Here is a 23,277-nt window from a genome sequence, read left to right on the forward strand (position 1 = left end):
TATCGCGAACCCTCCCGACTTCATTGCCTGGCCTGGGGTGAATGCGGGTTGTGGTCGGTGTGTTTCGGTCCAGCCAATGCCCACGCCACCACCCCAATCAGCGGCACAAACACGATCACCACGATCCACAAGAGTTTGTTGGTCGATTTGCCTTCGGCTTTGCGCACTCGGTTGATTGCCCATAGCTCGACCAGCAACAGAACGGCTGTCAGCACGATCCAGATTGTTTCGATTTGCATGAGTCACCCTCCAGATAGTCCTTTTGTTAGGTGAGTCGTGGTGGGCAGGGTTCATTAAATTTTGGTGGAGGCTTGTGCTGGGTTGCTCGCGAGGGTGATCTGTCAGTCAAATCTGTTTTGACTGTCAGGGCCTCATCGCGAGCAGGCTCGCTCCTGCAGGGATTGCGGGGGCATTAGATCGAGTTGGCGAGTTTTCCGGTGGAGAGACGGCGTTTGTAGGCGCTGTCGCGGTTGGCCAGCCAGTAGTAGAGCGGTGAGGTGATGAGCAGGCCGACCAGCCAGGACAGGTCAGCGCCGTTGATGTGTTCGGAGATGGGCCCAACGTACAGCGGCGTGTTCATGAACGGAATCTGCACCGCGATCCCGATCGCATACGCCAACAACGCTTGCGGGTTGTAGCGTCCATAGATCCCGCCATCGACCTTGAAGATCGAATCGATGTCGTACTGACCTTTGTGAATCGCGTAGAAATCGATCAGGTTGATCGCGGTCCACGGCACCAGCACCACGAGCAGCACCAGCACCATGTCGACGAAATGCCCGATGAAGTTGGCGGAGGCGCCGACGGCGGCGAAGCAGCACGCGGCGAGGATGATGAGGGAGAGGACGGCGCGGCTTTTGGCGGTCGGGATCCAGCGGTAGGCGAAGGTTTGCACCAGGGTGATGACCGACAGCACAGCGCCGTAGAGGTTGAGGGCGTTGTGGCTGATGACGCTGAGCAGGAACAGCACGAGCATCAACGGGCCGATGGAGCCGGTGGCGAGTTTGACCGCGTCCATGGTGTCCATGCCCACGGGCGTGGCGAGGACGGCGACGGCGCCGAAGATGAACGAGAGGCTGGAACCGAGGACGGTGCCCAGGTACGTGGTCCAGAACGTGGCGGCCACGGGCACGTTGGACGGCAGGTAGCGCGAGTAGTCGGAGACGTAGGGGGCGAAGGCGATTTGCCAGAGCGCGGCGAGGGAGACGGTGGCCAGCCAGCCGGAGATGTTGAAGCTGCCACGGGTGAGGAAATCGGCGGTCTGCACGTGGGTGAAGATGTAGCCGAAACCAAGCACGATGCCGGCGCCCAGCACCCAGGTGCCGATGCGGTTGAGTACGTGGATGAACCGGTAGCCGATGATGCCGATGATGCCGGAACCGAGGGCGCCGATGACGATGCCGACCGGCACCGGGACGCTGTCGACCACGCCGTGCAGGGATTTGCCGGCAAGAACGATGTTGGAAGCGAAGAAGCCGATATACATGATGCCGGCGATCAGCACCACCAGCAGGGCGCCGAGGGAGCCGAACTGGGCGCGGCTCTGGATCATTTGCGGAATGCCCATCTGCGGGCCTTGCGCCGAGTGCAGCGCCATCAGCACGCCGCCGACCAGGTGGCCAACGAGGATGGCGACGATGCCCCACACCAGGTTGAGGTGGAACATCTGCACGCCAAGGGCGCCGGTGACGATGGGCAGCGGGGCGATGTTGCCGCCGAACCAGAGGGTGAACAGGTCACGGGTCTTGCCGTGGCGATCTTCGGGCGGCACGTAGCCGATGGTGTGTTTTTCGATGAGCGGGGCGGCGGTTGTTGCGGTGGTAACCATGACGGACTCCAAGGCAATTTGAGTACGTGGACGTACTTCGGTGAGCGCCGCACGGGGGCGACGCTTTTCTTGTTGGAGTGATGATGTGCGGTGGGGGCGGATAGATAAATTAGTAAGATTGTGGGTATAGACGTTAAAAAAAGTAGGTCGTTTGGTCACCGCAAAACCCTGTGGGAGCTAGCCCGCCAGCGATAGTGATTTGACAGTCAACATTGATTTGGCTGTCAGATCGCTATCGCTGGCGGGCTAGCTTCCACAGGGATTTTTTGGGTGTTCGGAATCTTTGTTATTCAGTGATCGATAGCAGCATCCGTTGCAACATGGCGTCGCAGGCAGTGAGTTGTTCGAGGCTGACGAATTCGTCGGGTTTATGGCCCTGGTCCATGCTGCCGGGGCCGCAGACGACGGTGGGAATGCCGGCGGCATCGAACAGGCCGCCCTCGGTGCCGAAGGCCACGGTGCCGAACGCTCGGGAGCCACAGAAACTGGCGATCAACTCGGCCGCTTCGCTGTGTGCATCAGTCGCCAATCCCGGATACGCCGACAACTGGCTGAATCGAATCTCGCTCTGTTCACTCACGGCACGCATGCGCGGCAACACCTGTTGCTCGGCAAAGGCCTCCAACGCCTGTGCAACTTCACTCGGATCATACGAGGGCAACGCGCGGATTTCGAAGTCGAAGCGGCAATCGGCGGGGACGATGTTCAAGGCCTTGCCACCGCAAATCACCCCGGTTTGCACGGTGCTGAACGGCGGATCGAACCGCGCATCGTGATGCTCGGGGGCTTTGAGTCGGTTGCCGATCCGCCCTAGCTCACCAATCAGTTCGGCGGCGTATTCGATGGCATTGACCCCCAGCGGCGCGTAGGCGGAGTGGCACGCTTCACCGTGGACATCGCAGCGCATCGCCAGTTTGCCTTTATGCCCGAGCACTGGTTTGAGTTCGGTCGGCTCGCCGATAATGCATAGCATCGGTTTGACCGGGCGCTGTTCCAACTCCGCCAGCAACGAACGCACGCCGAGGCAGCCGACCTCTTCATCGTATGAAAGCGCGATGTGCACCGGCAGCCGCAACCGGGCGTTCACCAGCGACGGAACGAGGGCGAGAACACAAGCGATGTAGCCTTTCATGTCCGCCGTGCCGCGCCCAAACAGTTTGCCGCCGCGCTCGGTGAGTTCAAACGGCGCAACAGTCCACGGCTGGCCGTCGACGGGCACCACGTCGGTGTGCCCCGACAGCACGATGCCCGGCCGATCCGCCGGGCCAATGGTCGCGAACAGATTGGCCTTGCTGCGCTGCTCGTTGTAGATCAGCTCGCAAGGCACATCGAAACCCTCGAGGTAGTCGCGGATGAACTCGATCAGGTGCAGGTTGGATTCGCGGCTGGTGGTGTCGAACGCCACCAGGGTTTCCAGCAAATCACGGCTGCTCATCGGTCGTCTCCGGCGACGCCGTAGCCGGGGGACTTGTCGGGGGCGAGGGCGCGGTCGATGTAGTCCTGAACTTGCGGGCGATAAGCGTCCCAGAGTTTTTCCAGCTGGCCGATGGGATTTTCGTCCGCCCAATCGACCCGCAGGTTGATGATCGGCCAGGTCAGTTCGCCGACCACCACCATCGCCGCCGAATGCACCGGCCCGGCTTCGCCACCGGCGGCGATGGCCGCTTTCATGGCAGCGAGCAAGCGGTCGGCGAGTTGTCCTTCGCCGTGTTCGAACGCTTGGACCATGGCCTCGATGACCGAACGGTCGGCAAGCATGTTGCCGGCGGCGACGCATTGTTCACCGGACACGGCGTTGTGGTTACCGAGGGTTTGCGCGCCGCTGAAATGCGCGGTCTGGCCGAGGTGGTCGATGGCGGTAATCTGACGGTATTGGCTGTAACCGTTGCGGGTCAGGACTTTGTCCAGCGCCTCGGCCGGCGCCAGGCCTTGTTCCATCAGGGCGAGCACTTCCGGGCCTAACGACGGCAAGGTGATGTTTTGTGTGGAGACGGCGCCGACACCCGGTAACAGCCAGGGGCAACGGGCGCCGACGGCGATGCTGGAGGAACTGATCGCAATGCCGAACTGACCGGTTTCGGGGCATCGGGCGGCGATGGAGAAGGTCATGGGTTTAGCTCCTTGGTTTGCCTTGGAGAAATAGGTGTTGTGGGGGCCTCATCGCGAGCAGGCTTCGCTCCTGCAGATGATCGGGGACGTGCATGAAATCGAGATCTACCGTAGGAGCGAAGCTTGCTCGCGAAGGCCGCGACTCGGTCTAACGGCTTACTCAGGAATCACCGCAATCACATCAATCTCCATCAACCACTGCGGCTGCCCCAGCGCCGACACCACCAGCCCGGTCGAAATCGGAAACACGCCTTTGAGCCACTTGCCCACTTCCTGATACACCGGCTCGCGATACCGCGGGTCAATCAGATAAGTCGTGGTTTTCACAATGTGGCTGAGGTCGCTGCCTGCCTCTTCCAGCAACTGCTTGACGTTGCGCATGGCCTGCTCGGCCTGCGCACGCGGGTCACCCAGACCCACCAGCCGGCCCTCGAAATCCGTTCCGACCTGGCCGCGAACATAAACGGTATTGCCGGCCCGGACCGCCTGGCACAGGTCATTGTCCAGGCTCTGGTTCGGGTAGGTTTCCTTGGTGTTGAACATGCGAATACGGGTATGGGTTGGCGTGGACATTTTTAGCTCCTGACAGAAAAAGGCTTAGGCACTGACCGTGGTTTTGAGGGCGACCGGGGCCTGTTCAGCCTCGCGTTGCGCCGCATCGTGGTAGTCGAGATAAGAGCGCTGAATGGCGATGTGATCTGCCACGTACTTGGCGTCGTGCCAGACACCCCAGATGAACGACGAGCCGCGACGCGACTGCCACGGCAGGCCGAGGAAATACACGCCAGCCTCGCTCGACACGCCGCGCTGATGCTGGGGCTTGCCGTTGTCGTCGAAGGCATCGACCTTGAGCCAGCTGTAATCCGTGGCGAAACCGGTGGCCCAGATGATCGAGGTGACGCCGACCTTGGTCAGGTCGAGTTCAAGAATCGGATGGGTCACGCATTCGGGATCCGGGAACACGTGGCGGGCTTCAGGTTCTTCCGGCAGGTCCAGGCCATTGCGTTCGATGTAGGCATCGGCGGCATTCAGCAGCGCCAGATAGTTCTCATCGCCACGCGCCAGGTTGTCGGCCAGGTTTGGCTGGAACGTCGCTACGCTACCGTTGAACGATTGAGTCAGCCCCACCAGCGTCATGCCGCGATGGGCGAGTCCACGGAAGTCCACCGTGCGCCCGCCATGGGCACCGCTGACCGCGATGGTCACGTGCTCCCGTCCCGGTTTCATCGCCGCCTGATCCCACTCGCCCAGCACACCCAGCCACCAGCAGAAATCACGGTTGCGGTAAGCGCGAGGAGGGCGGTCGTGGGCGCCGACGGAGAGGTAAACCTTCTTCCCAGCACGCTGCAATTCATCGGCAATCTGCACGCCGGACGAACCCGCGCCGACCACCAGCACCGCGCCTTCAGGCAGTTGCGCCGGGTTGCGGTAGTCGGCCGAGTGGATCTGCATGAAAGGCTGATCTTTCGGCGCAATCGGCGGAATGACCGGCCGCTGGAAAGGCCCGGTGGCCGCCACCACGCGGTTGGCCTCGATCACGCCTTCAGAGGTTTCAATGGTGAAGCCCGGGCGACCGACATTGCGCTCGACTTTCAGCACGTCGACGCCGGTGCGGATCGGCGCGTTGAATTTCCTGGCGTAGGCTTCGAAGTAATCGGCGACGCGTTCTTTCGGGGCAAATTCGTCGGGGCTGAGGTCGTCGAAATCAAGACCCGGGAACCGGTCATGCCACGCCGGACCATTGGCCACCAGCGAATCCCAGCGCCCGGTGCGCCAACGCTCGGCAATGCGGCTGCGCTCCAGCACCAGGTGCGGCACCCCGAGTTTGCTCAAGTGTTCACTCATGGCCACGCCAGCCTGACCGGCGCCAACTATCAGCGTATCTGTTTTTATTTTTTCGGTGGTCATCTCAATACCCTTCGAAGTTGGAGTGAGGTCGCGAACGACCCGCCATTTCTTGGGCTCAAGACTAGGGATGACCCTGGTATCGGTAAAATATTATTAAGCTGGCATTTGAGTATAAATAACTGAGGCAGAGCGCCGTCTGGCGCTCGGGTGGATACGCCGAAGAGGCGCCACGGGTTAACATGGCGCTTTATCAGCGCACCATACAACCGGTTGGGTAATGTAATGGAGTGGATCGAGCATTGATCGAACGACGCCAATTCAGCGGAGGCATGAAGGGCAAAAACCTTCGCTATCTCAATGAACACCCTGATGGGACCCGGCAAACGGTCCGCGCAGGCTTTCTGCTGCTCGAACATTTCTCGCTGCCGGCGTTCACCCAGGCGCTGGATACGGTCGTCACGGCCAATCTGCTACGACCCGACTCGTTCTCTTCTCGCACCTTTGGTTTGAACGATGGCGAGGTCGTCAGCGATCTGGGCCTGGTCATTCGGCCCGATGCCCGTATCGATTGCGCAGCGGTCAAAGCGCTGGACCTGCTGGTGATCTGCGGTGGCTACCGGACAGAACTCAAGGCCAGCGAAGGCTTGATCAGTCTGTTGCGCACGGCGTCGGACCAGGGCGTCAGCCTGGCCGGGCTGTGGAATGGTGCATGGTTTTTGGGGAAGGCCGGTCTGCTGGACGGTTACCGTTGCGCGATTCACCCGGAGCATCGCCCGGCGCTGGCGGATTTCTGCAAGGCCACGCAGGTCAGCAGCGAGCCCTACATCATTGATCGAGACCGGCTGACGGCTTCGAGCCCGTCCGGGGCCTTCCACATGGCGCTGGACTGGATCAAAGGCCTTTACGGCAAAGCGCTTGTCGAGGGGATCGAGGACATCCTGGCGTTCGAGGAGTCGCGCTACCGGCGCATCAAGCCTACGGAAAATGTCTGTGTGAGCGCGCCATTGCGCGAGGTGGTGAAGCTGATGGACGCCAACCTCGAAGAGCCGCTGGAGCTGGAGCAACTGGCGGTCTACGCGGGTCGTTCTCGTCGACAGCTCGAACGGTTGTTCAAGGAGCAACTGGGCACGACACCGCAACGGTATTACATGGAACTGCGAATTACCGAAGCGCGACGGCTGCTCCAGCATACGGAGCTGTCCCAGGTGGACGTGCTGGTGGCGTGTGGCTTTGTGTCGCCGAGCCATTTCAGCAAGTGCTATAGCTCGTATTTCGGCTACCGGCCTTCCAAGGAGAAGCGACTCGTCAAATAAGAGCCGCTCGCCCCGAGAAACCCCGACCGTTAATGCATCTTGCTGTGATCAGCCATGCCGAGTGCCCGGGCCTCGGCTTCCACCTTAATCGTCTCTTTCTCGCCCTTGGCGTTTTCCACGGTCAGGATCAACGGGACTTTATCGCCTTCCTTCACCTGCGCCGTCAGGTCCATCAGCATCACGTGATAGCCGTGGGGATCAAAGTTCACCGGTTTGCCGGCCGGCAGCTCGACAGACTCGACCTGACGCATGCTCATCACATCATCTTTCATGCTGGATTGGTGAATCTGTACGGTTTTGGCGACAGGCGATTGCACGCTGAGCAGCTTGCTGTCGCTGTCGGCTTGCAGGGTCATGAAGCCGCCGGTCGATGGCTGGCCGGCAACGGTTGCGCGGACCCAGGCGTCGTCCACTCTGGTTTGCGCCGATACCTGCCAGGCCATGCCGATCAGGGCGCACCCCAGGACCAGTTGTTTGACGCGTCGCGAGAAAGCGGTGTTGGCGTGGATCGAATTCATCAGCAGACTTCCATGACGGTGAGCAGGTCTTCTGCGCACTCTTGAGCCGTAAGGGACGCGGACAGCCCCAGGCGCAAGTTGCCCCGGGAGTCGAAGACGTAGCTGGTCGCGGTGTGGGAAAGGGTGTAGGTCGAACCGCTCGGGATCTTTTCGAAGAACACGCCGAACTCCTTGGCGGTGGCGGCGGTTTCTTCCAGCGTGCCATGCAGCGCCTCGAAGCTCGGGTCGAACGTCTTGACGTAGGCGTCGAGCATTTGCGGCGTGTCGCGTTCCGGGTCGAGGGTGATGAAGATCACCTGCAGCTTCTCGCCGTCTCGGCCCATCAGTTTCTTGGCCTGTGCCGCGCGGGCCAGGGTCGTGGGGCAGACCGCCGGGCATTGGGTGAAACCGAAGAACACCATCGGCATCAGGCCGCGATAACTGGTGAGCATCTTCGTTTCGCCCTGGGCGTCTTTGAGCTTGAAGGTACGCCCCATGATCTTGTCGCTGAGGTCCTTGCCGTACTTGAACGACAGCCTGGAGCTGTCATCGCAGCCGGCGAGCAGGCCAAGACTCAACAAGCCCATACCGCGCAGGACCGTGCGGCGGGTAAACAACGTACTCATGGAAAAGCATTCCTGTGTTGCGACGGGAAATCTGTAGCGCCTGATGAGTCAGACGAAAAAAGCGCGTGGATATTAACAAACTGTGGCCGTGTTTCGCTCATTGTTGGACGAGGGGTGGTTTTGGTACAGCATCAGAAGCTGCAGAAAACTACGGATCAACGTCGGACCTGTAGGAGCCAGGCTTGCCGGCGAAGGCGCTCTCAAGTACGCCTTCGCCGGCAAGCCTGGCTCCTACAGGTTCCGATACATATCTCGGCCGAACGGACACATTCCAGATACAAAAGTGCGCTTTCATGGCCCTGTCCCCCCTCACAATGAGAGCGTTGCCATGATCCGTAAACTGCAGCAAGCCGCCCGCTTCCTCAGCCAGAGCGCGCGTTTGATGGTCGGCGTCCCTGATTACGACAACTATGTCGCCCAGATGGCGCTCAAACACCCCGAAGAACCGGTGATGAGCCATTCGACGTTTCTTCGCGAGCGTCAGGAAGCCCGCTACGGCGGCAAGCAATGCACCACGCGTTGCTGCTGATTACCCGGGCAAACGCCGCGATCAGCACAATATCTTCGCCATTGCGTAACCACTGCTAAGCTTCGACGTTGCAGCGTCCGAGCCTTTACGGGATCGGGCGTTGAGCGTGGCCATGGAGTACGACTTCAGTATCAATATCCACTTCTACAGGGGTGGCGAGCGATTGTCGGTAACCTGCACGGAGGCAGGCAATGGTAATCAAGCACGTAGGCCATTCAAGTGCCGAGGGCGTTCACGAGCCACTCGATCACGAAGAGACAGAGCGGGTGCTGGCGCTGTTGCTGGCCAGTCCGGTGTTTGCCAAGTCCAGGCGCATGGGCAGTTTGCTGCGTTTCCTGGTCGATCACGATCTTCAGTTTTCCACTATCCCACTCACCGAGCATGCCATCGGCATCGCCGTGTTTCGCCGTGACCCGGCTGTTTATTGCACCGGAGACGATCCGGTGGTGCGCGTGCAGGTGGGCCGGTTGCGGCGCAAACTCGCGATCCATTACGCCACCCTCGGGCAGCAAGACCCGGTACGCCTGAGCATTCCGGCCGGTTGTTATCGGCTGGCTTACCAGCGGATCAGACCCAAAACCATCTCGATGCGCCATCCTGTTTTGCAGATTCAGCCGTTTACCTGCATTACTCGTGACGGCGATGACTTCACCAAGGGCTTGTCTGAAGAATTGAGCTGCCGGCTTTTCGAGTCGTTCGAGCAGACGCAAAGCCATGGCAACCACGTGTTGATGAAAGTGTCACGCTCCAGTGTCAAGGCACTGGACGTTGTGCGTGCCGGGCGCGGTAACTATTCCCTTGAGGGCAGCGTGCGGGTGGAACCGAGCCGAGTCCGGGCATCGGTGCGCCTGATTGATGTCGCACAGGGGCGGATCCGCTGGTCCGAGCAGTTCGATCGCAATCAACCTTACGGCATCGCGACCCAGGAAGATCTGGCGGAGTCCATCTGTCGGTCGTTGACGGGCTATTTCGCCCGGGGAAGCGGTGATGTTTCTTGAGAGGAAGGGGCAACCGCGAGGTTGCCCCCGGTGCGACGATTACACGGTTTTCCATGCACCGCCTTCGTAGAGACGGGTTGCTGCGTTAGCGACAGTCAGGTCGATTTCGATGGCCTTGGACCGCGACGTGCTGAACATGGTGCTGGTCTGCACGTTCTGCTCGAACCACACGAGAATGGTCTCGACAGGGGTCAAAACAGTGTTGCCGGTAACCACCTGGTTGGTGGCGACGTAGATCGGCGTGCTGACCTGCGTGCCGTCGATGCCGACTGACAACTGGTTGATGCCGGGGTGGATCGGACCGTATTCGTTATCCAGGGTAATGGATATGTCTGGGCCGCCGGTTACCGCCTGGCCCAGCAAGCCTTCCGGGCTGAGTATCGATTGTTGCCCCAGGCCGATCGTGACGATGTTGGTCGACACCTTCACCGTCACGTCAGCCTGAAAAGTATTGGACCCGAACAGTTGGTATTGCGGGGTCCAGCTGAAGCCGTTGTTGCTCAGGTACTTGTCATAGGACTGCCAGACAACGTTATAGGCTTCGTTGCCGACTTTCTTGGCGAAGCACAGCTTGTAGCCTGACTGCTTGAGAAGGGTCAGGTCATCGGCTGCGATCTCGATCGTGACGGACTTTTGCGTGGCTGCCAGGGTTGACGTCAACACCTTGCAGTAGTCCGACGTTTTCAGAGCCGTGGGGGCAATGCTCTGGAACGACTTGAGGGCCTCTTGCACATCATTGTGAAGTTGCAGAGCTTGCTTGCTTACAGCGCTCGACTTACTCATGGCTTTCCTCTTCCTTGGTTGTGTTGGGCAATCAATGGGCAGCGGGCAGCGAATCCGACAAGTGATCGGGCAGCACCCTCTAAACACATTGACGGCTTCACAGTAGGCGCAGGATTCAGGGCGGCGAAGTGTCTTGGCGTTACAGCGGGGAGGGCGGTTAAACCAGCAAGGTAACAGCCAGCGTAACCGGGTTGTATCAAGGGAATCTGTGAGTTGAAACAGCGGAGCGGCCGTGCGACCGCCCCACCGTGGCTTCATGCAGTCGGGCTACTCACCTTCGCGTCGGCCCAGACGAAGTTCCAACTGGTTCGTTTGCCCTTGGCAATCTCGATCAGCTTGTTCTCATATACGGTGTGATTGACCGTGCCGATGTAAGTCAGCTTCCGGGCCGCGTTGGTCCCGGTGACATCCCCGGGTTCGCCGCCAGATTCAGTCATGGCCTTTTTCATATCGGCTTCCGACGGGGCGCTGCTCTGGTTTTTTTCAACGGTTACGAAACTCATGGTGTCACCTCTTCCGTGATGGGGGGATCGGCGGACAGTCGGGTCAAGACGTTCTCGACCCGGCCAACACACCGAAGCCAATACTCTATTGGCCCGCCGGGCACCGCAGAAGTGACAACACGGTCGGTAAGGTAACACCGCGGATACAGCGAATCGTGCGATGTAACGGCGACGTATCAGCCAGTGGCATCATTTCGCTTTCCAGTGTCCACCGCCCGATTCGCAATCAGTCTTCGATTGGGCCAAGTGTTCCGCACCGTAGTAATACGTGGTGACCTGGGCGTTGTCGGGGATGTTCAGCGACTTGCTGTTCTTGTCCTTGCTGGTGGAGTGAGGGTTGGCCAGGGATTCCTGGGTCAGGGTCGCGATGCAGGAGGCCTGATAATGATCGTCGCACTGGTCGACTTTTTTCTTGGTGCTGGTGAGCATGTCCTTGCTCTCGTTGCTGCATGACCAATCGATGGCATTTACCGGCATGCCTTCGTACTCATAGCAACTATGGGACTCGACCACCGGAATGGAAGGGCTTTGGGATCGGGTCAGGACGTCACAGCCTTCAGCGAATACCAGCGTAGGGCTCAGGCTGGCGAACAGAAACAGCAGTCTACGGTTCATCGGGAATTCCTCTCCAATGGCGCTGCTCGTGATCAAAGATCGGCGCTTATGGAGTTTCGAAAACACGATGAGGCGTGGGGTTCAATTCGTTTTTGAGCCGCGACGGCATTTAATCCATCAGCACGCAGTAAAAAGGGCTGCCCTCTCGCTCACGAGAGGGCAGGTGTCCGTTTTATGTGTGATGAATCTCCCGATCCTTGGTTTCCGGCATGAAGAATATGCCCAGGACGGCGGTCATCACGGCGATGACAATCGGGTACCAGAGGCCGTAGTAGATATCACCCGTGGCCGCGACCATGGCGAACGCCACCGTCGGCAGGAAGCCGCCGAACCAGCCGTTGCCGATGTGGTAGGGCAGCGACATCGAGGTGTAGCGGATGCGCGCCGGGAACAGTTCCACCAGCCAGGCGGCAATCGGACCGTAGACCATGGTCACGTAGATCACGAGGATGGTCAGAAGCAACAGCACCATCGGGTAGTTGGTCTTGGCCGGGTCGGCTTTCTCGGGGTAACCGGCTTCTTTGAGGGCGGTGCCGAGAGTGGCGGTGAACGCGTCGTTCTTGGCCTTGAAGTCGGCGGCCGGCATGCCGGTGCCCTCGAAACTCTGAAGCACTTTATCGCCGATGCGCACCTGCGCGACCGTGCCCGGTTCAGCCTTTTCGTTCTTGTAGGGGATGGCCCGTTTGGCCAGCACGGTCTTGGCGAGGTCGCAGGAACTGGTGAATTTGGCCTTGCCGACCGGGTCGAACTGGAACGAGCACTGGTCGGGATCGGCGATCACCGTGACCGGGTTCTTCTCCTGCGCGATGAATACGTCGGGGTTACCGTACTGAGTCAACGCATGGAAGATCGGGAAGTAGGTCAATGCTGCGAGGATGCAGCCGGCCATGATGATGCCTTTGCGGCCGATACGGTCGGACAGGCTGCCGAAGATGACGAAGAACGGCGTGCCGATCAGCAGCGAGCCAGCAATCAGCAGGTTAGCCGTCTGCGCGTCGATCTTCAGTGTCTGCAGCAGGAAGAACAGCGCGTAAAACTGCCCGGTGTACCAGACGACGGCTTGGCCGGCCGTACCGCCGAGCAGGGCCATGATCACGATTTTCAGGTTATCCCAGCGGGCGAAGGATTCGGTCAGCGGCGCCTTGGAAGACTTGCCCTCAGCCTTCATTTTCACGAATACCGGTGATTCGCTGAGCTGCAAGCGGATGTACACCGACACAATCAGCAGCAGGATCGACAGCAGAAACGGAATCCGCCAGCCCCAGGCCTCGAAAGCTTCGTTGCCCAGGATCGTCCGGCAAGCAAGGATCACCAGCAGCGAAAGGAACAGGCCCAGGGTCGCGGTGGTTTGAATCCATGAGGTGAAATAACCGCGTTTGCCTTTCGGCGCATGCTCCGCGACGTAGGTCGCCGCGCCACCGTACTCACCGCCCAGCGCCAGGCCTTGCAACAGGCGCAAGGTGATCAGGATGATCGGCGCCGCCACGCCAATGGTCGCGTAGCCGGGCAGAAAACCGACGACGGCGGTGGAGACACCCATGATCACAATGGTGATGAGGAACGTGTGCTTGCGCCCGATCATGTCACCCAGGCGCCCGAACACGATGGCGCCGAAGGGACGCACCGCGAAACCTGCAGCGAACGCGAGCAGCGCAAAGATGAAGGACGTTGTCTCATTGACCCCGGCAAAAAAATGCTTGGCGATGATCGCGGCCAGGGAGCCGTAAAGGTAGAAGTCGTACCACTCGAACACGGTGCCCAGGGACGAGGCAAAAATGACCTTGCGCTCCTCCTTGGTTATACCGCGTTGGGGCGCGCTGCCCGTGGAGATGTTGTCGATTGCGGCCATGAGTCTTCTCCGTCGTTCTTGTTATAGGCCGGAGTACCTTGTTACCTCTTTGCCGCACCCAGGCCCTTGGGCTGATGTCGTCGGATTACGGATTGCACGAAGCATGCACACAGGTTGACGGCCTCGCATCGCTGCAAGGTTTCTTGAAGCATAATCGGCTTCACGCAGATATCCACTCGACGTCACTTCTCACCCCAGGGAGTCACGCCTGACGCCTCGGTACGCAACCATTCGTTTAATCAATAATCACCATCAAGGAATGCAAGTTCTGTTTTTTTGTCATGAGAGGAGGATAGCGTCATACCAAAGTCGCCTCTGAAGGAACCTGCGCGATGAGAATCTCTACCTTGCTGGCCCTTGTCTCCGTATTGACCGGCAGTGTTGCCGCCACCGTGCCGGCCTACGCGGCCGACCCGTCCTGCCATTTCCTGCCGATGGGCGACAGCCCCGCCAGCTTGCAGCACACTCAATCGGTGGGCGTGCTCTACAGCGAAAACACCCTCAACACGATCGAATACCTTGAGCAGTACCATTCGGTCGCGCTGAATGGGGCGAAGAACCCGGCGCTGGATTCGCGCATCAGCAGCGCCTTCGTCAACAGCTCCGATCCGAAGCGGGCGATCAACTGGCTGATGGGATCGCTGCAAAAACAATTTGCTTCGGTGACCGTCTACGACAATCTCGACGCCCTGGTGCAAGCCCATCCCGATGTGGTGGTGATGCTCGACACCTACAACCGTCTGGTGTCCAAGCGCAACAACCAGGTCGAAGCGCGATTCCTCGCCAAGTTCTACGACTCGAACCTGCAATACATCGGCAAGGCTGAAGGCTCACGTGAGCAGCAGATGCCTTCGGTGTGGGTGCATGGCAAAGCTGCCCCGGAAATTGCTGCGCAAATCGACCAGCAAAATGCGGTGCAGGTGAATGCGTTGAAGCAGTTTGATGCGTCGTTGAAGGCGTTGGTGACGTCTGGTAATGGGGCGCAAGTCGCCAGTTACTGATGCACATTCAACGTGATCAATAACTTACTTGTGAATTCCACACATTGAGGTGTGACCGCTTCTGTACCTGTGGCAAGGGAGCTTGCTCCCGTTCGGCTGCGCAGCCGTCGTAAATCCAGTGCACGCGGTTTATCTGAATGATCCGGGTTGCGGATTTTGGGGCCGCTTCGCACCCCAGCGGGAGCAAGCTCCCTCGCCACAGGATATTGGTGAGTTCAACGTATCGAGGTCTCAACGCTCCTTTTTTGAGGATGGGCGGTCAGGTGATTTTCAGGTTTATTCAAGTGCCGCGCATATCAGGTGGCGCACGACCTCGGCCTCCACAGCCCCTTCGTTGCCGCTTTCATCAAAAACCGCGCAACTCGCCGTGCGGTTTCCATCAATGCAGCGGTAAACCGCAATGATGCTGCCCGGTCCGACTCCCGTGTGACCACTCAAGGTCAGGCCACTTTCCACCGTGCCCTGCATCAGACCGAGGCCGTATCCCGGGACAACCCAGGGACGCCCAGCGATCGGTCCGCCCAGCGTGCGTACCGTTTGCATCTCCCGCAGCAGTGATTGCGGCAACAGATGCCCGTCCAATAGACGATCCAGACACAGGGCCGCTTCAACAAGCGGGCCGACCAGCAAACCGTGATAAACCCAGCCCGGGTCGTAAGTCGAAGCCGCTCCCATGTTGACGTACGCCAGATCGGCGCGGGTCGTGGCGAGGCGGATGCGCGATAAACCGAGCGGGGCAAACACGCGTTGCGTCAGCGCTTCTTCAAGTCTCAGCCCGGTGACGCGCGCAATGAGCCTGGCGATGAACAAGTAGCCGACGTTCGAGTATCGCCAGCCGTCTCCGGGTGCATAACGTAACCTGGTCGCATCAAGACGCTGCAGCATTTCAGCGGCTGACCACGGTGTCTCATGGCGCGCGACGGCGGTGTGGTAATCGGCGAGTTCACTGTAATCCGCCAATCCGGCTTCATGCCGCAGCAGTTGACGCAACGTGAACGGGCCTTCCGGCACACCCTCATCCAGACCGATCAATCCATCACGCACCAGCGACAACGCTGCGGCGGCGAGAACCGTCTTGGTGAAACTCCACCAGGGCACGGTTACGTCGGGCTGCTCAGGCGTGAGGAGTGAACCGTTTGAGACAAGGGCGAAGGGCATGGGCTGACTGCTCTGGGGGAGACGCCGGGGAGTTTGCCAGAAAACAAAACCGCGATTGTGTTTACGCAACGGTTTGGCTAATCTCGCACAAACACGCAAATTCAGGCATAAACATGCAAGATCAGCATTCGGCCACCGAGCTTCCTTCCGTGCGCCGGCAAAAAATCCTCCTGATCCTCGAGCGCGACGGCAAGGTCATGGCCTCTGAATTGAGCCAGCATTTCGCCGTTTCGGAAGACACCATTCGCCGCGACCTGTCGGAGCTGCACAGCGCCGGTCTGGTGCAACGCGTGCACGGTGGCGCGCTGCCTCGGCCCAAGGATACGGGCAAGGATTTCCTCACTCGGGTAGGTGAAACCGACGAGGTGAAAGTGCACCTCGCGCAACTTGCCGCGCGACACGTCCGGGATGGTCAGATCGTGATGTTCGATTCGGGGAGTACCACGCTGCAGATCGCCCGGTCCTTGCCTTCGACTATTTCCATCACGGCCATCACCACATCGCCGTTAACCGCGATTACCCTCGCGGAATACCCAGGCATCAAGGTGATTCTGGCGGGTGGGCAACTTAACCTGGCGACGATGTCGGTCAGCGGTCACGAGACCGTGCGCTTGTTGCAGGGCATCAAGGCTGACGTGCTGTTTACCGGGGTTTGTGCGATTCATCCGGAGGTCGGCATCAGCTCGCTGCATTTTGATGAGGTGCCAGTGAAGCAGGCGCTGTTTGACAGTGCCTCTCAAGTGATCGCCGTCACCACGGCGGACAAATTGGGTGCGGTGGAACCGTACATCGTCGTGCCGTGCTCACGTTTGCACACCCTGATTACCGAGCGTCACGTGGCGTCAGGCGACATCGACGACTATCGCAAGCTGGGAATCGAAGTGGTGCAAGCGCACGCCTGAGCGATCAGCCATGCCCCAGGGCAATCGCAAACGACACCACGATCAAGCACGCAAACGCAAAATTGATGTTCATGAAGCTTTCGCCCGAATGATCAGAAGTGGCGCCATCCTGAACTCGCCGCTGAAAAATAAGAAATTCGGCTTCATGATTTAAAAGATCGAAGCAATTGATAACGGTGTAGCCCACACCTGCAAACAGCAGCCTAAACCAGGTATTTGTTGAACCAGGCCACGGTCCTGTCCCACGCGAGCTTCGCGGCGGCTTCATCGTAGCGAGGCGTGGAATCGTTATGAAAACCGTGATTGCAGCCTGCGTAAATGAATGCCTCGTAAGTTTTGCCCGACGCTTTCAACGCTTTCTCATACGCCGGCCATCCTTCATTGATGCCCTTGTCCAGTTCGCCGTAATGCAACAGCAGCGGCGCCTTGATTTTCGGCACATCCTCAGCCTTTGGCTGACGGCCATAAAAGGGCACGGCCGCCGCCAGTTCCGGGTAGGCCACCGCCGCCGCATTGGAGACGCCGCCGCCATAGCAGAACCCGGTGATGCCGACCTTCCCCGTGGTCTTGTCATTTTTCATCAACCAGTCAATGGCGGCGAAAAAGTCATTCATCAGCTTTTCCGGATCGACAGTCGCTTGTAACTCCTTGCCTTTTTCATCGTTGCCCGGATAGCCGCCCACCGAACTCAGGCCATCGGGTGCGAGGGCAATAAACCCCGCTTTGGCAACGCGCCGGGCGACGTCCTCGATGTAAGGGTTGAGCCCACGGTTTTCATGCACGACCAACACCGCCGGCACCTTGCCGGTGGCTTTGGCCGGGCGCACCAGATAGCCGCGGACATTGCCGTGGCCCTTGGGTGAGGGATAGGAAATGTACTCGGGGAGGATGTCCGGGTCGGTGAATTCAACCTGCTCGGCGAGCGCGTAGTTCGGGCTCAGGGAGGCGAGGAGGGCGCTGGCTGTCAAACCGCCCAGGGTGAACAGCGCTGCTCGATCAAGAAACTCGCGCCGGTTGATCTTGCCGTGGGCGTAGTAGTCGTAGAGCTCCAGCAGTTCCGGGGCGAAGTCTTTGGCGGTGAGACGTTCCATGGGGGCACTTCCCGTTGGTTCAGGATCTGAATCAGTAAAGCAGCGTTTGGCGCACTGACTCAGTTTTCGAAACAGGACGCGAGGAAACTCATCACCGCCTGCACCGACGGGGTGTGCCGGATGTCGCTGTGGACCACCAGCCACACTTCACGCGCCAGCCCCGCGCCCACGGTCTCCATCGCTTGCAATCCGTAGTGCTCGCCAAGGAAGTACGGCAGTGCCGCAACGCCGGCGCCTGCCTGGGCAATGGTTGCCTGGATGTTCAGATCATTGCTGCGCAGCAGGATCGGCCGATCCCCCGCTTGTTGCTTGAGCCAGATCTGTTGCGGGGTTTGCTCCATGGTCTGGTCGTAAGCGATGAACGCCAGATCTTCCGGGGCGGTCTTGGACAAGTAATCTGCCGAGCCGTACAGGTGAAACTGCACCGTCGCCACCTTGCGCGCCACCAGGTCCGGCTCCTTGGGGCGGCTCAGGCGCACGGCAATATCGGCTTCGCGCCGCGACAACGAAGCGCTGTCGAGACTGCCGATCAACTGCACAGACAGTTGCGGATGCAGGGTGCACAACGCCTTGATCCGCGGCGCTATCAACGCGCAGGCCAGGGCGGGCGGGGCACTGACGGTGACTTCGCCGGTAAAGCTTTCCTGCCCGGCGAGCGCCGAGCGTTGCACCGCGAAGGACTCGCTTTCCATGCGCTGCCCGAGCTGGGCAATTCGCTCGCCGTCCTCGGTGATGACATAGGAACGAGGGCGCCGGTCCACCAGCTTGAGGTTCAGCGAACTCTCCAGCGCGCTGATGCGCCGCGCCACGGTGGCGTGGTCGACCTTGAGCTTGCGCGCCGCCGCCGACAACGACTGCTCGTGGGCGAAGACGATGAAGTAGCGAAGATCCTCCCAATCGAACATGGGCGTTTTCTCACATGAAGGGTGAATAAATGGGGAATTTTGCCCCACCGCCAAGCCTGCAAGAATTCTTCTACACCTGACAAGCAGGTCTGAAGCGCGCCGTGTGCGGCGTGTTCATCGCACGACTTGACGAGGAAACAGCCATGTCCAAATCAACGCCTCTCGCGTATGCCGGCATCGTCGGCGCCACGTTTTTCTGGGGCACCAACTTCAATGCCGGTGCCTATATCATCAAGAGCATGGCACCGATCAGCGCGTCCATTGAGCGCTTTGCCATTTCTACCCTGTTGCTGTTGCTGATTTTCGGCCTAGCGGGCAAGTTGCGCCTCACCACGCTGAAAAACAATCTTGCCGCGTTTATCGGTCTGGGCCTGCTGGGCTTTACCGCGTTCAACCTCGCGACCTTCTTCGGCCTGCAAACCACCACGCCCATCAACGGCGCGCTGATCCTGGCGACCACGCCGCTGTGGACCATGATCTTCGCGGTGCTGCTGGAAGGCGAACGCATTGATCGCGGCCGCGCCATCGGGCTGGTGCTGGGATTGCTGGGCGTGGGACTGGTGATCACGCGCGGGGATATCCAGGTGCTGCTCGGGCTGAAAGTGGCGACCGGCGACGCGATCATTCTGGCCGGCAGCATCGCCTGGGCAGCCAACATGGTCGGCACCCGACGCTTCGTCAAAGACTCGACACCGCTGGAAACCACCACGTTTTCGATGCTGTTCGGTGTCATTGGCCTGATCGTGTTGGGCTTCATCTATGAAAGCCCGATGGCCTCGATCAGTACGGCTTCGCTGTCTGTGCATGGAGCGGTTTTCTACTTGGCGGTCTGTGGTTCGTTGATTGCCTACTTGCTGTGGTTCAAAGGCATTCATGCGATCGGTGCGGCGCGCACGTCGATCTTCTTCAACCTGGCGCCTGTGTTCACCATGCTGGTGTCCTCGATACTCGGTGTGCTGCCCAATGTGTGGCAGTTGCTGGGGGCGGGCGGCGTGATTCTTGGGGTGGTGTTTGCTTCGGGGTTGGTGTTCGGTGCGGGGCAATCTTCGGCGGTGAAGGTCCGTACTGGCCTGGCAGATAAGGCCGCCTGATCCCCCCGCCAGCTGCTACAGATCGCGTTTTGGCTTACATGATTTTCGAACTCGGCAGCTCAAATGCTTCGTCGATTATCGAGGTTTCGTCTGGTGTGGGAAGCACGCGCCACGTCAATAAACATCGCCGCAGATTTTTTGTTTAAAACCTCCAAAGGTTACGTCCTGAAAGCTACAAAACCTTGCGCCGTTGCCTACGGCTGCGCCAGAATCCGCCGGCTTGTGCGCCTTGGGGTCACTCGGTAACTTGATTCGTGTCACTGCCCATCAGTGATCGGGTTTAGCAGCCCGGGATATCTCGGCTGAACGTGCATCTGTTATGCAGGTATTTCATTGCCTGTACTTAATGGTAGCTGTACGTAGGGCGCCCTTGGGCGCGCCGGATTGCTGAGTGTCCCGGTCTGCTAACCTGCGTGCAGTTGCCACCCTCTTCGTTTAGCAGCAGGAGGGATGGCACACCATTAGGACACTCAGCAAATGATAAAGCCTTCACCAAATCCGCCTGACACCGATCCGGCCTCCCCATACGAACCCGATTCAAAGAAGCTCAATGAGGCCGCCGAGCGGGCTCTCGATTACCACTTTCCATCGAACGCCGACATCAAAGCCACCCCGCGAACACGCAGCACCCTGTTTTCCGTAGACCCTGAGACTACGGTCGAAACCCTGGCGGTTTATTTGGTCGAGATACTGGCGTCGGTTGACGTGATGGTCCATCAGTTGGTGGATCATTTAGAGGGGGAATCGCGCTACGCTTTGCTGGGCATTTCCAACAGCATCATGGTGGCGGAGATCACGGCGAATCGGGTGTTGGATAAGATCGATCTGCCTAAGTAGGTGCTGTCTTCTGTGAGTAAGTAGCGGACGTTGGGCTGTGCAGCGGTGCCTTTTTGGGGCCGTTGCGCGGTCTAGCGGGAGCAACCTCTCTCACCACAGGTTTCTCGGTGCTTGGTGTTTCTGCTAGCTGTCTGGCGTTTGGGCTTGTACGTGATGTGATTAGTCTGGACGCCGCGTTATCGTCCTTCGCAAGTAAGTTTTGCTCCTACAGGGGCGCGTTGTGAGAAAGCGGTTATGCTGCCAACCAGGAATGGGTAGTCGATGGAGTGGTTGGTGATTGGGGGGGGAAGTTGAAGCGTTCAAGCTATTAGCCAGGCATACTTAACTCGTTTCTCAGAAGAGTGCGTCGCGACTGCTTCTAATATAATTTCAATGGTGTTACGTCGAAAAGTTATAAACAACTGTCATTTCTTACAGGTGATATTGAACAGTTGTCGATTTAGGATGAAGCCTCTATGAATAGATGGAGCTATTGAAATGCCATACTCACAAGATTCGTTCACTAATATTACCGTCGACACCCCTATCGATGTTCAAACACCTACTAGCCATAAGGGCAGTTTTAAATCTGCTACTGCTACTAAAGTGGTTATGCACTGGAAGGGAGAGCTGAGGGAGTTTGAATATTGGGAGATTAAGCAAGTTAATGTCGGGGTTCTATTGGACGACTTTTTGAGGGAGGATGGAACCGTATGGACACGACCTGATCATGACCTGTTAGTACGATCACCCATATGACTATTTGATCACCACCAAGCTGCATCATCGCCGCGTATTGTTTGTTGCTGTTGACCCAGTCCAGAGCTGGCGGTGGTGCGGGTGGCTTGTTGCAGGTGTTGGTGGCCGGCGCCTGATCTTCATTAATTCGTCGTAAAAAAAGATCCGCTGATGCAATGCAACAGCGGGTCAATTGGCTTTCCGTTCAATCCGGCTTTTGTTGTACAGCCCCCCATTCAGTTTTGCTCTTCACAGGCCTGGGCCATTTTGAAGTAGGTAAAGGCCTCGACATTTCCGGAGGTGTCCAGATAAGTGAGTTTGGCGCTGACCACTTCGCAATCGGCGGAACGAGGCTCCTCAAGGGAAATGACTTTCGCCACGTGGATCGGCATGCCATAGCGATAAGGCTTGGCGGGTACATTGGGCGTGTCTGCAAACGCGTTATGGGTGAGTACTACCAGGGCAACAGCAGCACTGGCGAACAAAGTACGAGTATTCATGGTGTGTCTCCGGTTACTTCATATAGGTCGGCGGATACTGCAACGCCGACCCTTGCAGAAGACTTCTGACATCCATCACAATTTCAGGTGGACGCGCACCGTGTGGGGGAGTCAGGATCTGCAGAAGCAATATGAAAAAAGTTGCGGGCTTCATGTTTCACTTCAACTTGGCTACTCAGAGCCCGATCAAATCGCGATGAACTTCCAGCGAATTACGCTCAACCCAGTTATGCGCCAGCAGCCCGTCCGGTCGAACTTCCCAGACCGCAGTGCCGAGCATTTCAAAGGGGCTGTTACACGTGCGGCCACCAATAAAGCCCTGGTTCTTTCCGGCCAGTTTCCAGCGGGAAGCGACGCGAGTGCCTTCGGCGTTCTGAAACGTCTCGATACTGCTGAATTCGAAGTCTTCGATCTTCGACAGAAAGACACCGATCCATTGAATAAAGGCATCGCGGCCGACGATATCCATCCCGCCAGACGTGATCACAAAGTCTTCGGCTACAAAGCGCGCTGCGGCTTGCGGGTCCTTGGCTTGCCAGACTTCGCGCCAGAAACTTTCAACAATATCTACTGCTTTATTGACTGCCATTTTCGAACGCCTCGTATTGGATTGAGTACGATGTTCGGCAATTGCTATCTAGAACACAAACGCATAAATTTAATGGCATTCAGTAGAAAGGCGAATCCATCATGCAAGCCAGCGACCTTGAGATCGACCTGCTTCGGGCGTTTATCGCCGTGGCGGAGACCGGCAGTTTCACTGCTGCTGCCGAGGTGATCGCGCGGTCGCAATCGGCAGTGAGCCAGAAGATCATCCGGCTGGAGGAGGTGCTTGGTTTTCGTGTCTTCGAACGCACCAGCCGCGCCCTGACCCTGACCCCGGACGGCGAGCGACTGCTGGCAGGCGCACGCCGAATGATGGTGCATTTCGACACCTTCATGCGGGACATCAAGGCGCCGGCGACCGTCACCCTGCTGCGCCTGGGGATCTCGGAAAACCTCGTGCCGACCCAGCTGCCCAAGCTGCTGTCGCGCTTCACCCAGTTGTATCCAGACATTCAACTCGAACTCACCACAGGCTTGAGCGACGACCTGCTCACCGACTACGAAGCCGGGCTACTGGACGTGGTTATTTCCAAGCGAAAATTCAGCTCCGGCACCACGCGAGGCCGAGTCATCTGGCGTGAGCCGCTGGTGTGGATTGCCGCGAAGGATTACCAAATCGAATCGTCGAAACCGGTGCGGTTGGTGATGATGCGGCCGCCCTGTGCGTACCGCGCCATCATGATCGAAGCCCTGGCCACGGTCGGGCGGGAATGGGCATCCGCGTGCCTGGCCAGCAATTTGATGGGGGTGCAGGCGGCGGTTGCGGGGGGGTTGGGGATTACGGCGTTGGGAACGTCATTTTTGCAGGAAGGGATGCGCATACTGGAACCGTCGCAGAAGTTGCCGACTTTACCCAGCACCGAGGTGGCGGTGATTGGTGATGATGTTCGGACTCAGCATCTGGTGCAGCCGTTGGTGTCGTTGCTGACCGAGGGGTTGATGTCGGGCGGCCGTCTGACTTGATCCGCGCG

General features: G+C 58.8%; 25 protein-coding genes. 8 read left to right on the forward strand and 17 right to left on the reverse strand.

What is annotated here, in order from left to right:
- Window positions 1-20 precede the first annotated feature (20 nt).
- The 6 genes from FBY01_RS21780 to FBY01_RS21805 all read right to left on the reverse strand — a co-directional run bounded on the left by FBY01_RS21780 (window position 21) and on the right by FBY01_RS21805 (window position 5,845).
- A complete protein-coding gene (locus FBY01_RS21780; protein ID WP_010459492.1) occupies window positions 21-239 on the reverse strand; it encodes a PLD nuclease N-terminal domain-containing protein in 219 nt (72 codons plus the stop codon).
- Between the two features lie 173 nt (window positions 240-412).
- Window positions 413-1,828 (reverse strand): cytosine permease, encoded by a 1,416-nt coding sequence (locus FBY01_RS21785; protein ID WP_145309362.1) that lies wholly within the window; start codon window positions 1,826-1,828, stop codon window positions 413-415.
- 286 nt (window positions 1,829-2,114) lie between these two features.
- Window positions 2,115-3,263: an acetylornithine deacetylase gene (gene argE / locus FBY01_RS21790; RefSeq protein WP_145309360.1), complete on the reverse strand. Its 1,149-nt coding sequence runs from the start codon at window positions 3,261-3,263 to the stop codon at window positions 2,115-2,117.
- Window positions 3,260-3,937: a DUF1028 domain-containing protein gene (locus FBY01_RS21795; protein WP_010459498.1), complete on the reverse strand. Its 678-nt coding sequence runs from the start codon at window positions 3,935-3,937 to the stop codon at window positions 3,260-3,262. Before FBY01_RS21795 ends, argE begins: the two co-directional genes overlap by 4 nt.
- A gap of 156 nt (window positions 3,938-4,093) precedes the next feature.
- Window positions 4,094-4,510 carry a RidA family protein gene (locus FBY01_RS21800; protein WP_017338215.1) on the reverse strand — a complete coding sequence of 139 codons (417 nt, stop codon included), beginning with the start codon at window positions 4,508-4,510 and terminating at the stop codon, window positions 4,094-4,096.
- A gap of 24 nt (window positions 4,511-4,534) precedes the next feature.
- Window positions 4,535-5,845, reverse strand: coding sequence for an NAD(P)/FAD-dependent oxidoreductase (locus FBY01_RS21805; RefSeq protein WP_145309358.1), 1,311 nt, complete (start codon window positions 5,843-5,845; stop codon window positions 4,535-4,537).
- A 269-nt stretch (window positions 5,846-6,114) separates the two neighbouring features.
- Between FBY01_RS21805 and FBY01_RS21810 the strand changes: the two genes are divergently transcribed.
- Window positions 6,115-7,098 carry a GlxA family transcriptional regulator gene (locus FBY01_RS21810; RefSeq protein ID WP_077750153.1) on the forward strand — a complete coding sequence of 328 codons (984 nt, stop codon included), beginning with the start codon at window positions 6,115-6,117 and terminating at the stop codon, window positions 7,096-7,098.
- Window positions 7,099-7,127: 29 nt separating this feature from the next.
- On the opposite strand, the gene FBY01_RS21815 is transcribed toward FBY01_RS21810, so the two are convergent.
- Complete coding sequence (locus tag FBY01_RS21815; protein WP_145309357.1) at window positions 7,128-7,616, reverse strand: copper chaperone PCu(A)C; 489 nt, start codon at window positions 7,614-7,616, stop codon at window positions 7,128-7,130.
- Complete coding sequence (locus tag FBY01_RS21820) at window positions 7,616-8,221, reverse strand: SCO family protein (protein ID WP_010459508.1); 606 nt, start codon at window positions 8,219-8,221, stop codon at window positions 7,616-7,618. Before FBY01_RS21820 ends, FBY01_RS21815 begins: the two co-directional genes overlap by 1 nt.
- Before the next feature lie 328 nt (window positions 8,222-8,549).
- On the opposite strand from FBY01_RS21820, the gene FBY01_RS21825 reads away from it, so the two are divergent.
- Both FBY01_RS21825 and FBY01_RS21830 read left to right on the forward strand, forming a co-directional pair.
- Window positions 8,550-8,750: a YbdD/YjiX family protein gene (locus FBY01_RS21825; protein ID WP_145309355.1), complete on the forward strand. Its 201-nt coding sequence runs from the start codon at window positions 8,550-8,552 to the stop codon at window positions 8,748-8,750.
- A gap of 191 nt (window positions 8,751-8,941) precedes the next feature.
- Window positions 8,942-9,748, forward strand: coding sequence for a hypothetical protein (locus tag FBY01_RS21830; protein ID WP_145309353.1), 807 nt, complete (start codon window positions 8,942-8,944; stop codon window positions 9,746-9,748).
- A 39-nt stretch (window positions 9,749-9,787) separates the two neighbouring features.
- On the opposite strand, the gene FBY01_RS21835 is transcribed toward FBY01_RS21830, so the two are convergent.
- The 4 genes from FBY01_RS21835 to FBY01_RS21850 all read right to left on the reverse strand — a co-directional run bounded on the left by FBY01_RS21835 (window position 9,788) and on the right by FBY01_RS21850 (window position 13,498).
- Window positions 9,788-10,531, reverse strand: a complete 744-nt coding sequence (locus FBY01_RS21835; RefSeq protein ID WP_145309351.1) for a hypothetical protein — start codon at window positions 10,529-10,531, stop codon at window positions 9,788-9,790.
- A gap of 254 nt (window positions 10,532-10,785) precedes the next feature.
- On the reverse strand, window positions 10,786-11,034 hold the full coding sequence (locus FBY01_RS21840) for a hypothetical protein (protein WP_145309349.1): 249 nt from the start codon (window positions 11,032-11,034) through the stop codon (window positions 10,786-10,788).
- A 189-nt stretch (window positions 11,035-11,223) separates the two neighbouring features.
- Window positions 11,224-11,649 (reverse strand): hypothetical protein, encoded by a 426-nt coding sequence (locus tag FBY01_RS21845; protein ID WP_145309347.1) that lies wholly within the window; start codon window positions 11,647-11,649, stop codon window positions 11,224-11,226.
- Window positions 11,650-11,821: 172 nt separating this feature from the next.
- Window positions 11,822-13,498, reverse strand: coding sequence for an MFS transporter (locus tag FBY01_RS21850; protein WP_145309345.1), 1,677 nt, complete (start codon window positions 13,496-13,498; stop codon window positions 11,822-11,824).
- A gap of 332 nt (window positions 13,499-13,830) precedes the next feature.
- Here FBY01_RS21850 and FBY01_RS21855 point away from each other — a divergent pair, with 332 nt between their 5' ends.
- On the forward strand, window positions 13,831-14,499 hold the full coding sequence (locus FBY01_RS21855) for an ATPase (protein WP_145309343.1): 669 nt from the start codon (window positions 13,831-13,833) through the stop codon (window positions 14,497-14,499).
- Between the two features lie 276 nt (window positions 14,500-14,775).
- On the opposite strand, the gene FBY01_RS21860 is transcribed toward FBY01_RS21855, so the two are convergent.
- Window positions 14,776-15,657: a serine hydrolase gene (locus tag FBY01_RS21860; protein WP_145309340.1), complete on the reverse strand. Its 882-nt coding sequence runs from the start codon at window positions 15,655-15,657 to the stop codon at window positions 14,776-14,778.
- A 113-nt stretch (window positions 15,658-15,770) separates the two neighbouring features.
- Here FBY01_RS21860 and FBY01_RS21865 point away from each other — a divergent pair, with 113 nt between their 5' ends.
- Window positions 15,771-16,559, forward strand: a complete 789-nt coding sequence (locus FBY01_RS21865) for a DeoR/GlpR family DNA-binding transcription regulator (RefSeq protein ID WP_010459523.1) — start codon at window positions 15,771-15,773, stop codon at window positions 16,557-16,559.
- A 203-nt stretch (window positions 16,560-16,762) separates the two neighbouring features.
- Here the strand turns inward: FBY01_RS21865 and yghX are convergent, their stop codons facing one another.
- Together yghX and FBY01_RS21875 are read right to left on the reverse strand one after the other, a co-directional pair.
- Window positions 16,763-17,650: a YghX family hydrolase gene (gene yghX / locus FBY01_RS21870; RefSeq protein ID WP_010459524.1), complete on the reverse strand. Its 888-nt coding sequence runs from the start codon at window positions 17,648-17,650 to the stop codon at window positions 16,763-16,765.
- A gap of 59 nt (window positions 17,651-17,709) precedes the next feature.
- Window positions 17,710-18,555 (reverse strand): LysR family transcriptional regulator, encoded by an 846-nt coding sequence (locus FBY01_RS21875; protein ID WP_145309338.1) that lies wholly within the window; start codon window positions 18,553-18,555, stop codon window positions 17,710-17,712.
- Between the two features lie 143 nt (window positions 18,556-18,698).
- Between FBY01_RS21875 and FBY01_RS21880 the strand changes: the two genes are divergently transcribed.
- Together FBY01_RS21880 and FBY01_RS21885 are read left to right on the forward strand one after the other, a co-directional pair.
- Entirely contained in the window at window positions 18,699-19,646 is a 948-nt protein-coding gene (locus FBY01_RS21880) for a DMT family transporter (protein ID WP_145309336.1), read from the forward strand.
- A 477-nt stretch (window positions 19,647-20,123) separates the two neighbouring features.
- Window positions 20,124-20,483: a DUF6124 family protein gene (locus FBY01_RS21885; RefSeq protein ID WP_010459527.1), complete on the forward strand. Its 360-nt coding sequence runs from the start codon at window positions 20,124-20,126 to the stop codon at window positions 20,481-20,483.
- A gap of 953 nt (window positions 20,484-21,436) precedes the next feature.
- Here FBY01_RS21885 and FBY01_RS21890 read toward each other — a convergent pair.
- Both FBY01_RS21890 and FBY01_RS21895 read right to left on the reverse strand, forming a co-directional pair.
- Window positions 21,437-21,700 (reverse strand): DUF2790 domain-containing protein, encoded by a 264-nt coding sequence (locus FBY01_RS21890; RefSeq protein ID WP_010459529.1) that lies wholly within the window; start codon window positions 21,698-21,700, stop codon window positions 21,437-21,439.
- Between the two features lie 175 nt (window positions 21,701-21,875).
- Window positions 21,876-22,289, reverse strand: a complete 414-nt coding sequence (locus FBY01_RS21895; protein ID WP_145309334.1) for an ester cyclase — start codon at window positions 22,287-22,289, stop codon at window positions 21,876-21,878.
- A 101-nt stretch (window positions 22,290-22,390) separates the two neighbouring features.
- On the opposite strand from FBY01_RS21895, the gene FBY01_RS21900 reads away from it, so the two are divergent.
- Window positions 22,391-23,269 (forward strand): LysR substrate-binding domain-containing protein, encoded by an 879-nt coding sequence (locus FBY01_RS21900; RefSeq protein WP_010459531.1) that lies wholly within the window; start codon window positions 22,391-22,393, stop codon window positions 23,267-23,269.
- The last annotated feature ends 8 nt before the right edge of the window (window positions 23,270-23,277 follow it).

The organism is Pseudomonas sp. SJZ077, from assembly GCF_007993905.1.
In the GTDB taxonomy this organism is placed as follows: domain Bacteria; phylum Pseudomonadota; class Gammaproteobacteria; order Pseudomonadales; family Pseudomonadaceae; genus Aquipseudomonas; species Aquipseudomonas mandelii.

Coding starts and splice junctions, on each gene's coding strand:
- FBY01_RS21780 (WP_010459492.1), bottom strand. CDS start 239: ATGCAAATCGAAACAATCTGGATCGTGCTGACAGCCGTTCTGTTGCTG.
- FBY01_RS21785 (WP_145309362.1), bottom strand. CDS start 1,828: ATGGTTACCACCGCAACAACCGCCGCCCCGCTCATCGAAAAACACACC.
- argE (WP_145309360.1), bottom strand. CDS start 3,263: ATGAGCAGCCGTGATTTGCTGGAAACCCTGGTGGCGTTCGACACCACC.
- FBY01_RS21795 (WP_010459498.1), bottom strand. CDS start 3,937: ATGACCTTCTCCATCGCCGCCCGATGCCCCGAAACCGGTCAGTTCGGC.
- FBY01_RS21800 (WP_017338215.1), bottom strand. CDS start 4,510: ATGTCCACGCCAACCCATACCCGTATTCGCATGTTCAACACCAAGGAA.
- FBY01_RS21805 (WP_145309358.1), bottom strand. CDS start 5,845: ATGACCACCGAAAAAATAAAAACAGATACGCTGATAGTTGGCGCCGGT.
- FBY01_RS21810 (WP_077750153.1), top strand. CDS start 6,115: ATGAAGGGCAAAAACCTTCGCTATCTCAATGAACACCCTGATGGGACC.
- FBY01_RS21815 (WP_145309357.1), bottom strand. CDS start 7,616: ATGAATTCGATCCACGCCAACACCGCTTTCTCGCGACGCGTCAAACAA.
- FBY01_RS21820 (WP_010459508.1), bottom strand. CDS start 8,221: ATGAGTACGTTGTTTACCCGCCGCACGGTCCTGCGCGGTATGGGCTTG.
- FBY01_RS21825 (WP_145309355.1), top strand. CDS start 8,550: ATGATCCGTAAACTGCAGCAAGCCGCCCGCTTCCTCAGCCAGAGCGCG.
- FBY01_RS21830 (WP_145309353.1), top strand. CDS start 8,942: ATGGTAATCAAGCACGTAGGCCATTCAAGTGCCGAGGGCGTTCACGAG.
- FBY01_RS21835 (WP_145309351.1), bottom strand. CDS start 10,531: ATGAGTAAGTCGAGCGCTGTAAGCAAGCAAGCTCTGCAACTTCACAAT.
- FBY01_RS21840 (WP_145309349.1), bottom strand. CDS start 11,034: ATGAGTTTCGTAACCGTTGAAAAAAACCAGAGCAGCGCCCCGTCGGAA.
- FBY01_RS21845 (WP_145309347.1), bottom strand. CDS start 11,649: ATGAACCGTAGACTGCTGTTTCTGTTCGCCAGCCTGAGCCCTACGCTG.
- FBY01_RS21850 (WP_145309345.1), bottom strand. CDS start 13,498: ATGGCCGCAATCGACAACATCTCCACGGGCAGCGCGCCCCAACGCGGT.
- FBY01_RS21855 (WP_145309343.1), top strand. CDS start 13,831: ATGAGAATCTCTACCTTGCTGGCCCTTGTCTCCGTATTGACCGGCAGT.
- FBY01_RS21860 (WP_145309340.1), bottom strand. CDS start 15,657: ATGCCCTTCGCCCTTGTCTCAAACGGTTCACTCCTCACGCCTGAGCAG.
- FBY01_RS21865 (WP_010459523.1), top strand. CDS start 15,771: ATGCAAGATCAGCATTCGGCCACCGAGCTTCCTTCCGTGCGCCGGCAA.
- yghX (WP_010459524.1), bottom strand. CDS start 17,650: ATGGAACGTCTCACCGCCAAAGACTTCGCCCCGGAACTGCTGGAGCTC.
- FBY01_RS21875 (WP_145309338.1), bottom strand. CDS start 18,555: ATGTTCGATTGGGAGGATCTTCGCTACTTCATCGTCTTCGCCCACGAG.
- FBY01_RS21880 (WP_145309336.1), top strand. CDS start 18,699: ATGTCCAAATCAACGCCTCTCGCGTATGCCGGCATCGTCGGCGCCACG.
- FBY01_RS21885 (WP_010459527.1), top strand. CDS start 20,124: ATGATAAAGCCTTCACCAAATCCGCCTGACACCGATCCGGCCTCCCCA.
- FBY01_RS21890 (WP_010459529.1), bottom strand. CDS start 21,700: ATGAATACTCGTACTTTGTTCGCCAGTGCTGCTGTTGCCCTGGTAGTA.
- FBY01_RS21895 (WP_145309334.1), bottom strand. CDS start 22,289: ATGGCAGTCAATAAAGCAGTAGATATTGTTGAAAGTTTCTGGCGCGAA.
- FBY01_RS21900 (WP_010459531.1), top strand. CDS start 22,391: ATGCAAGCCAGCGACCTTGAGATCGACCTGCTTCGGGCGTTTATCGCC.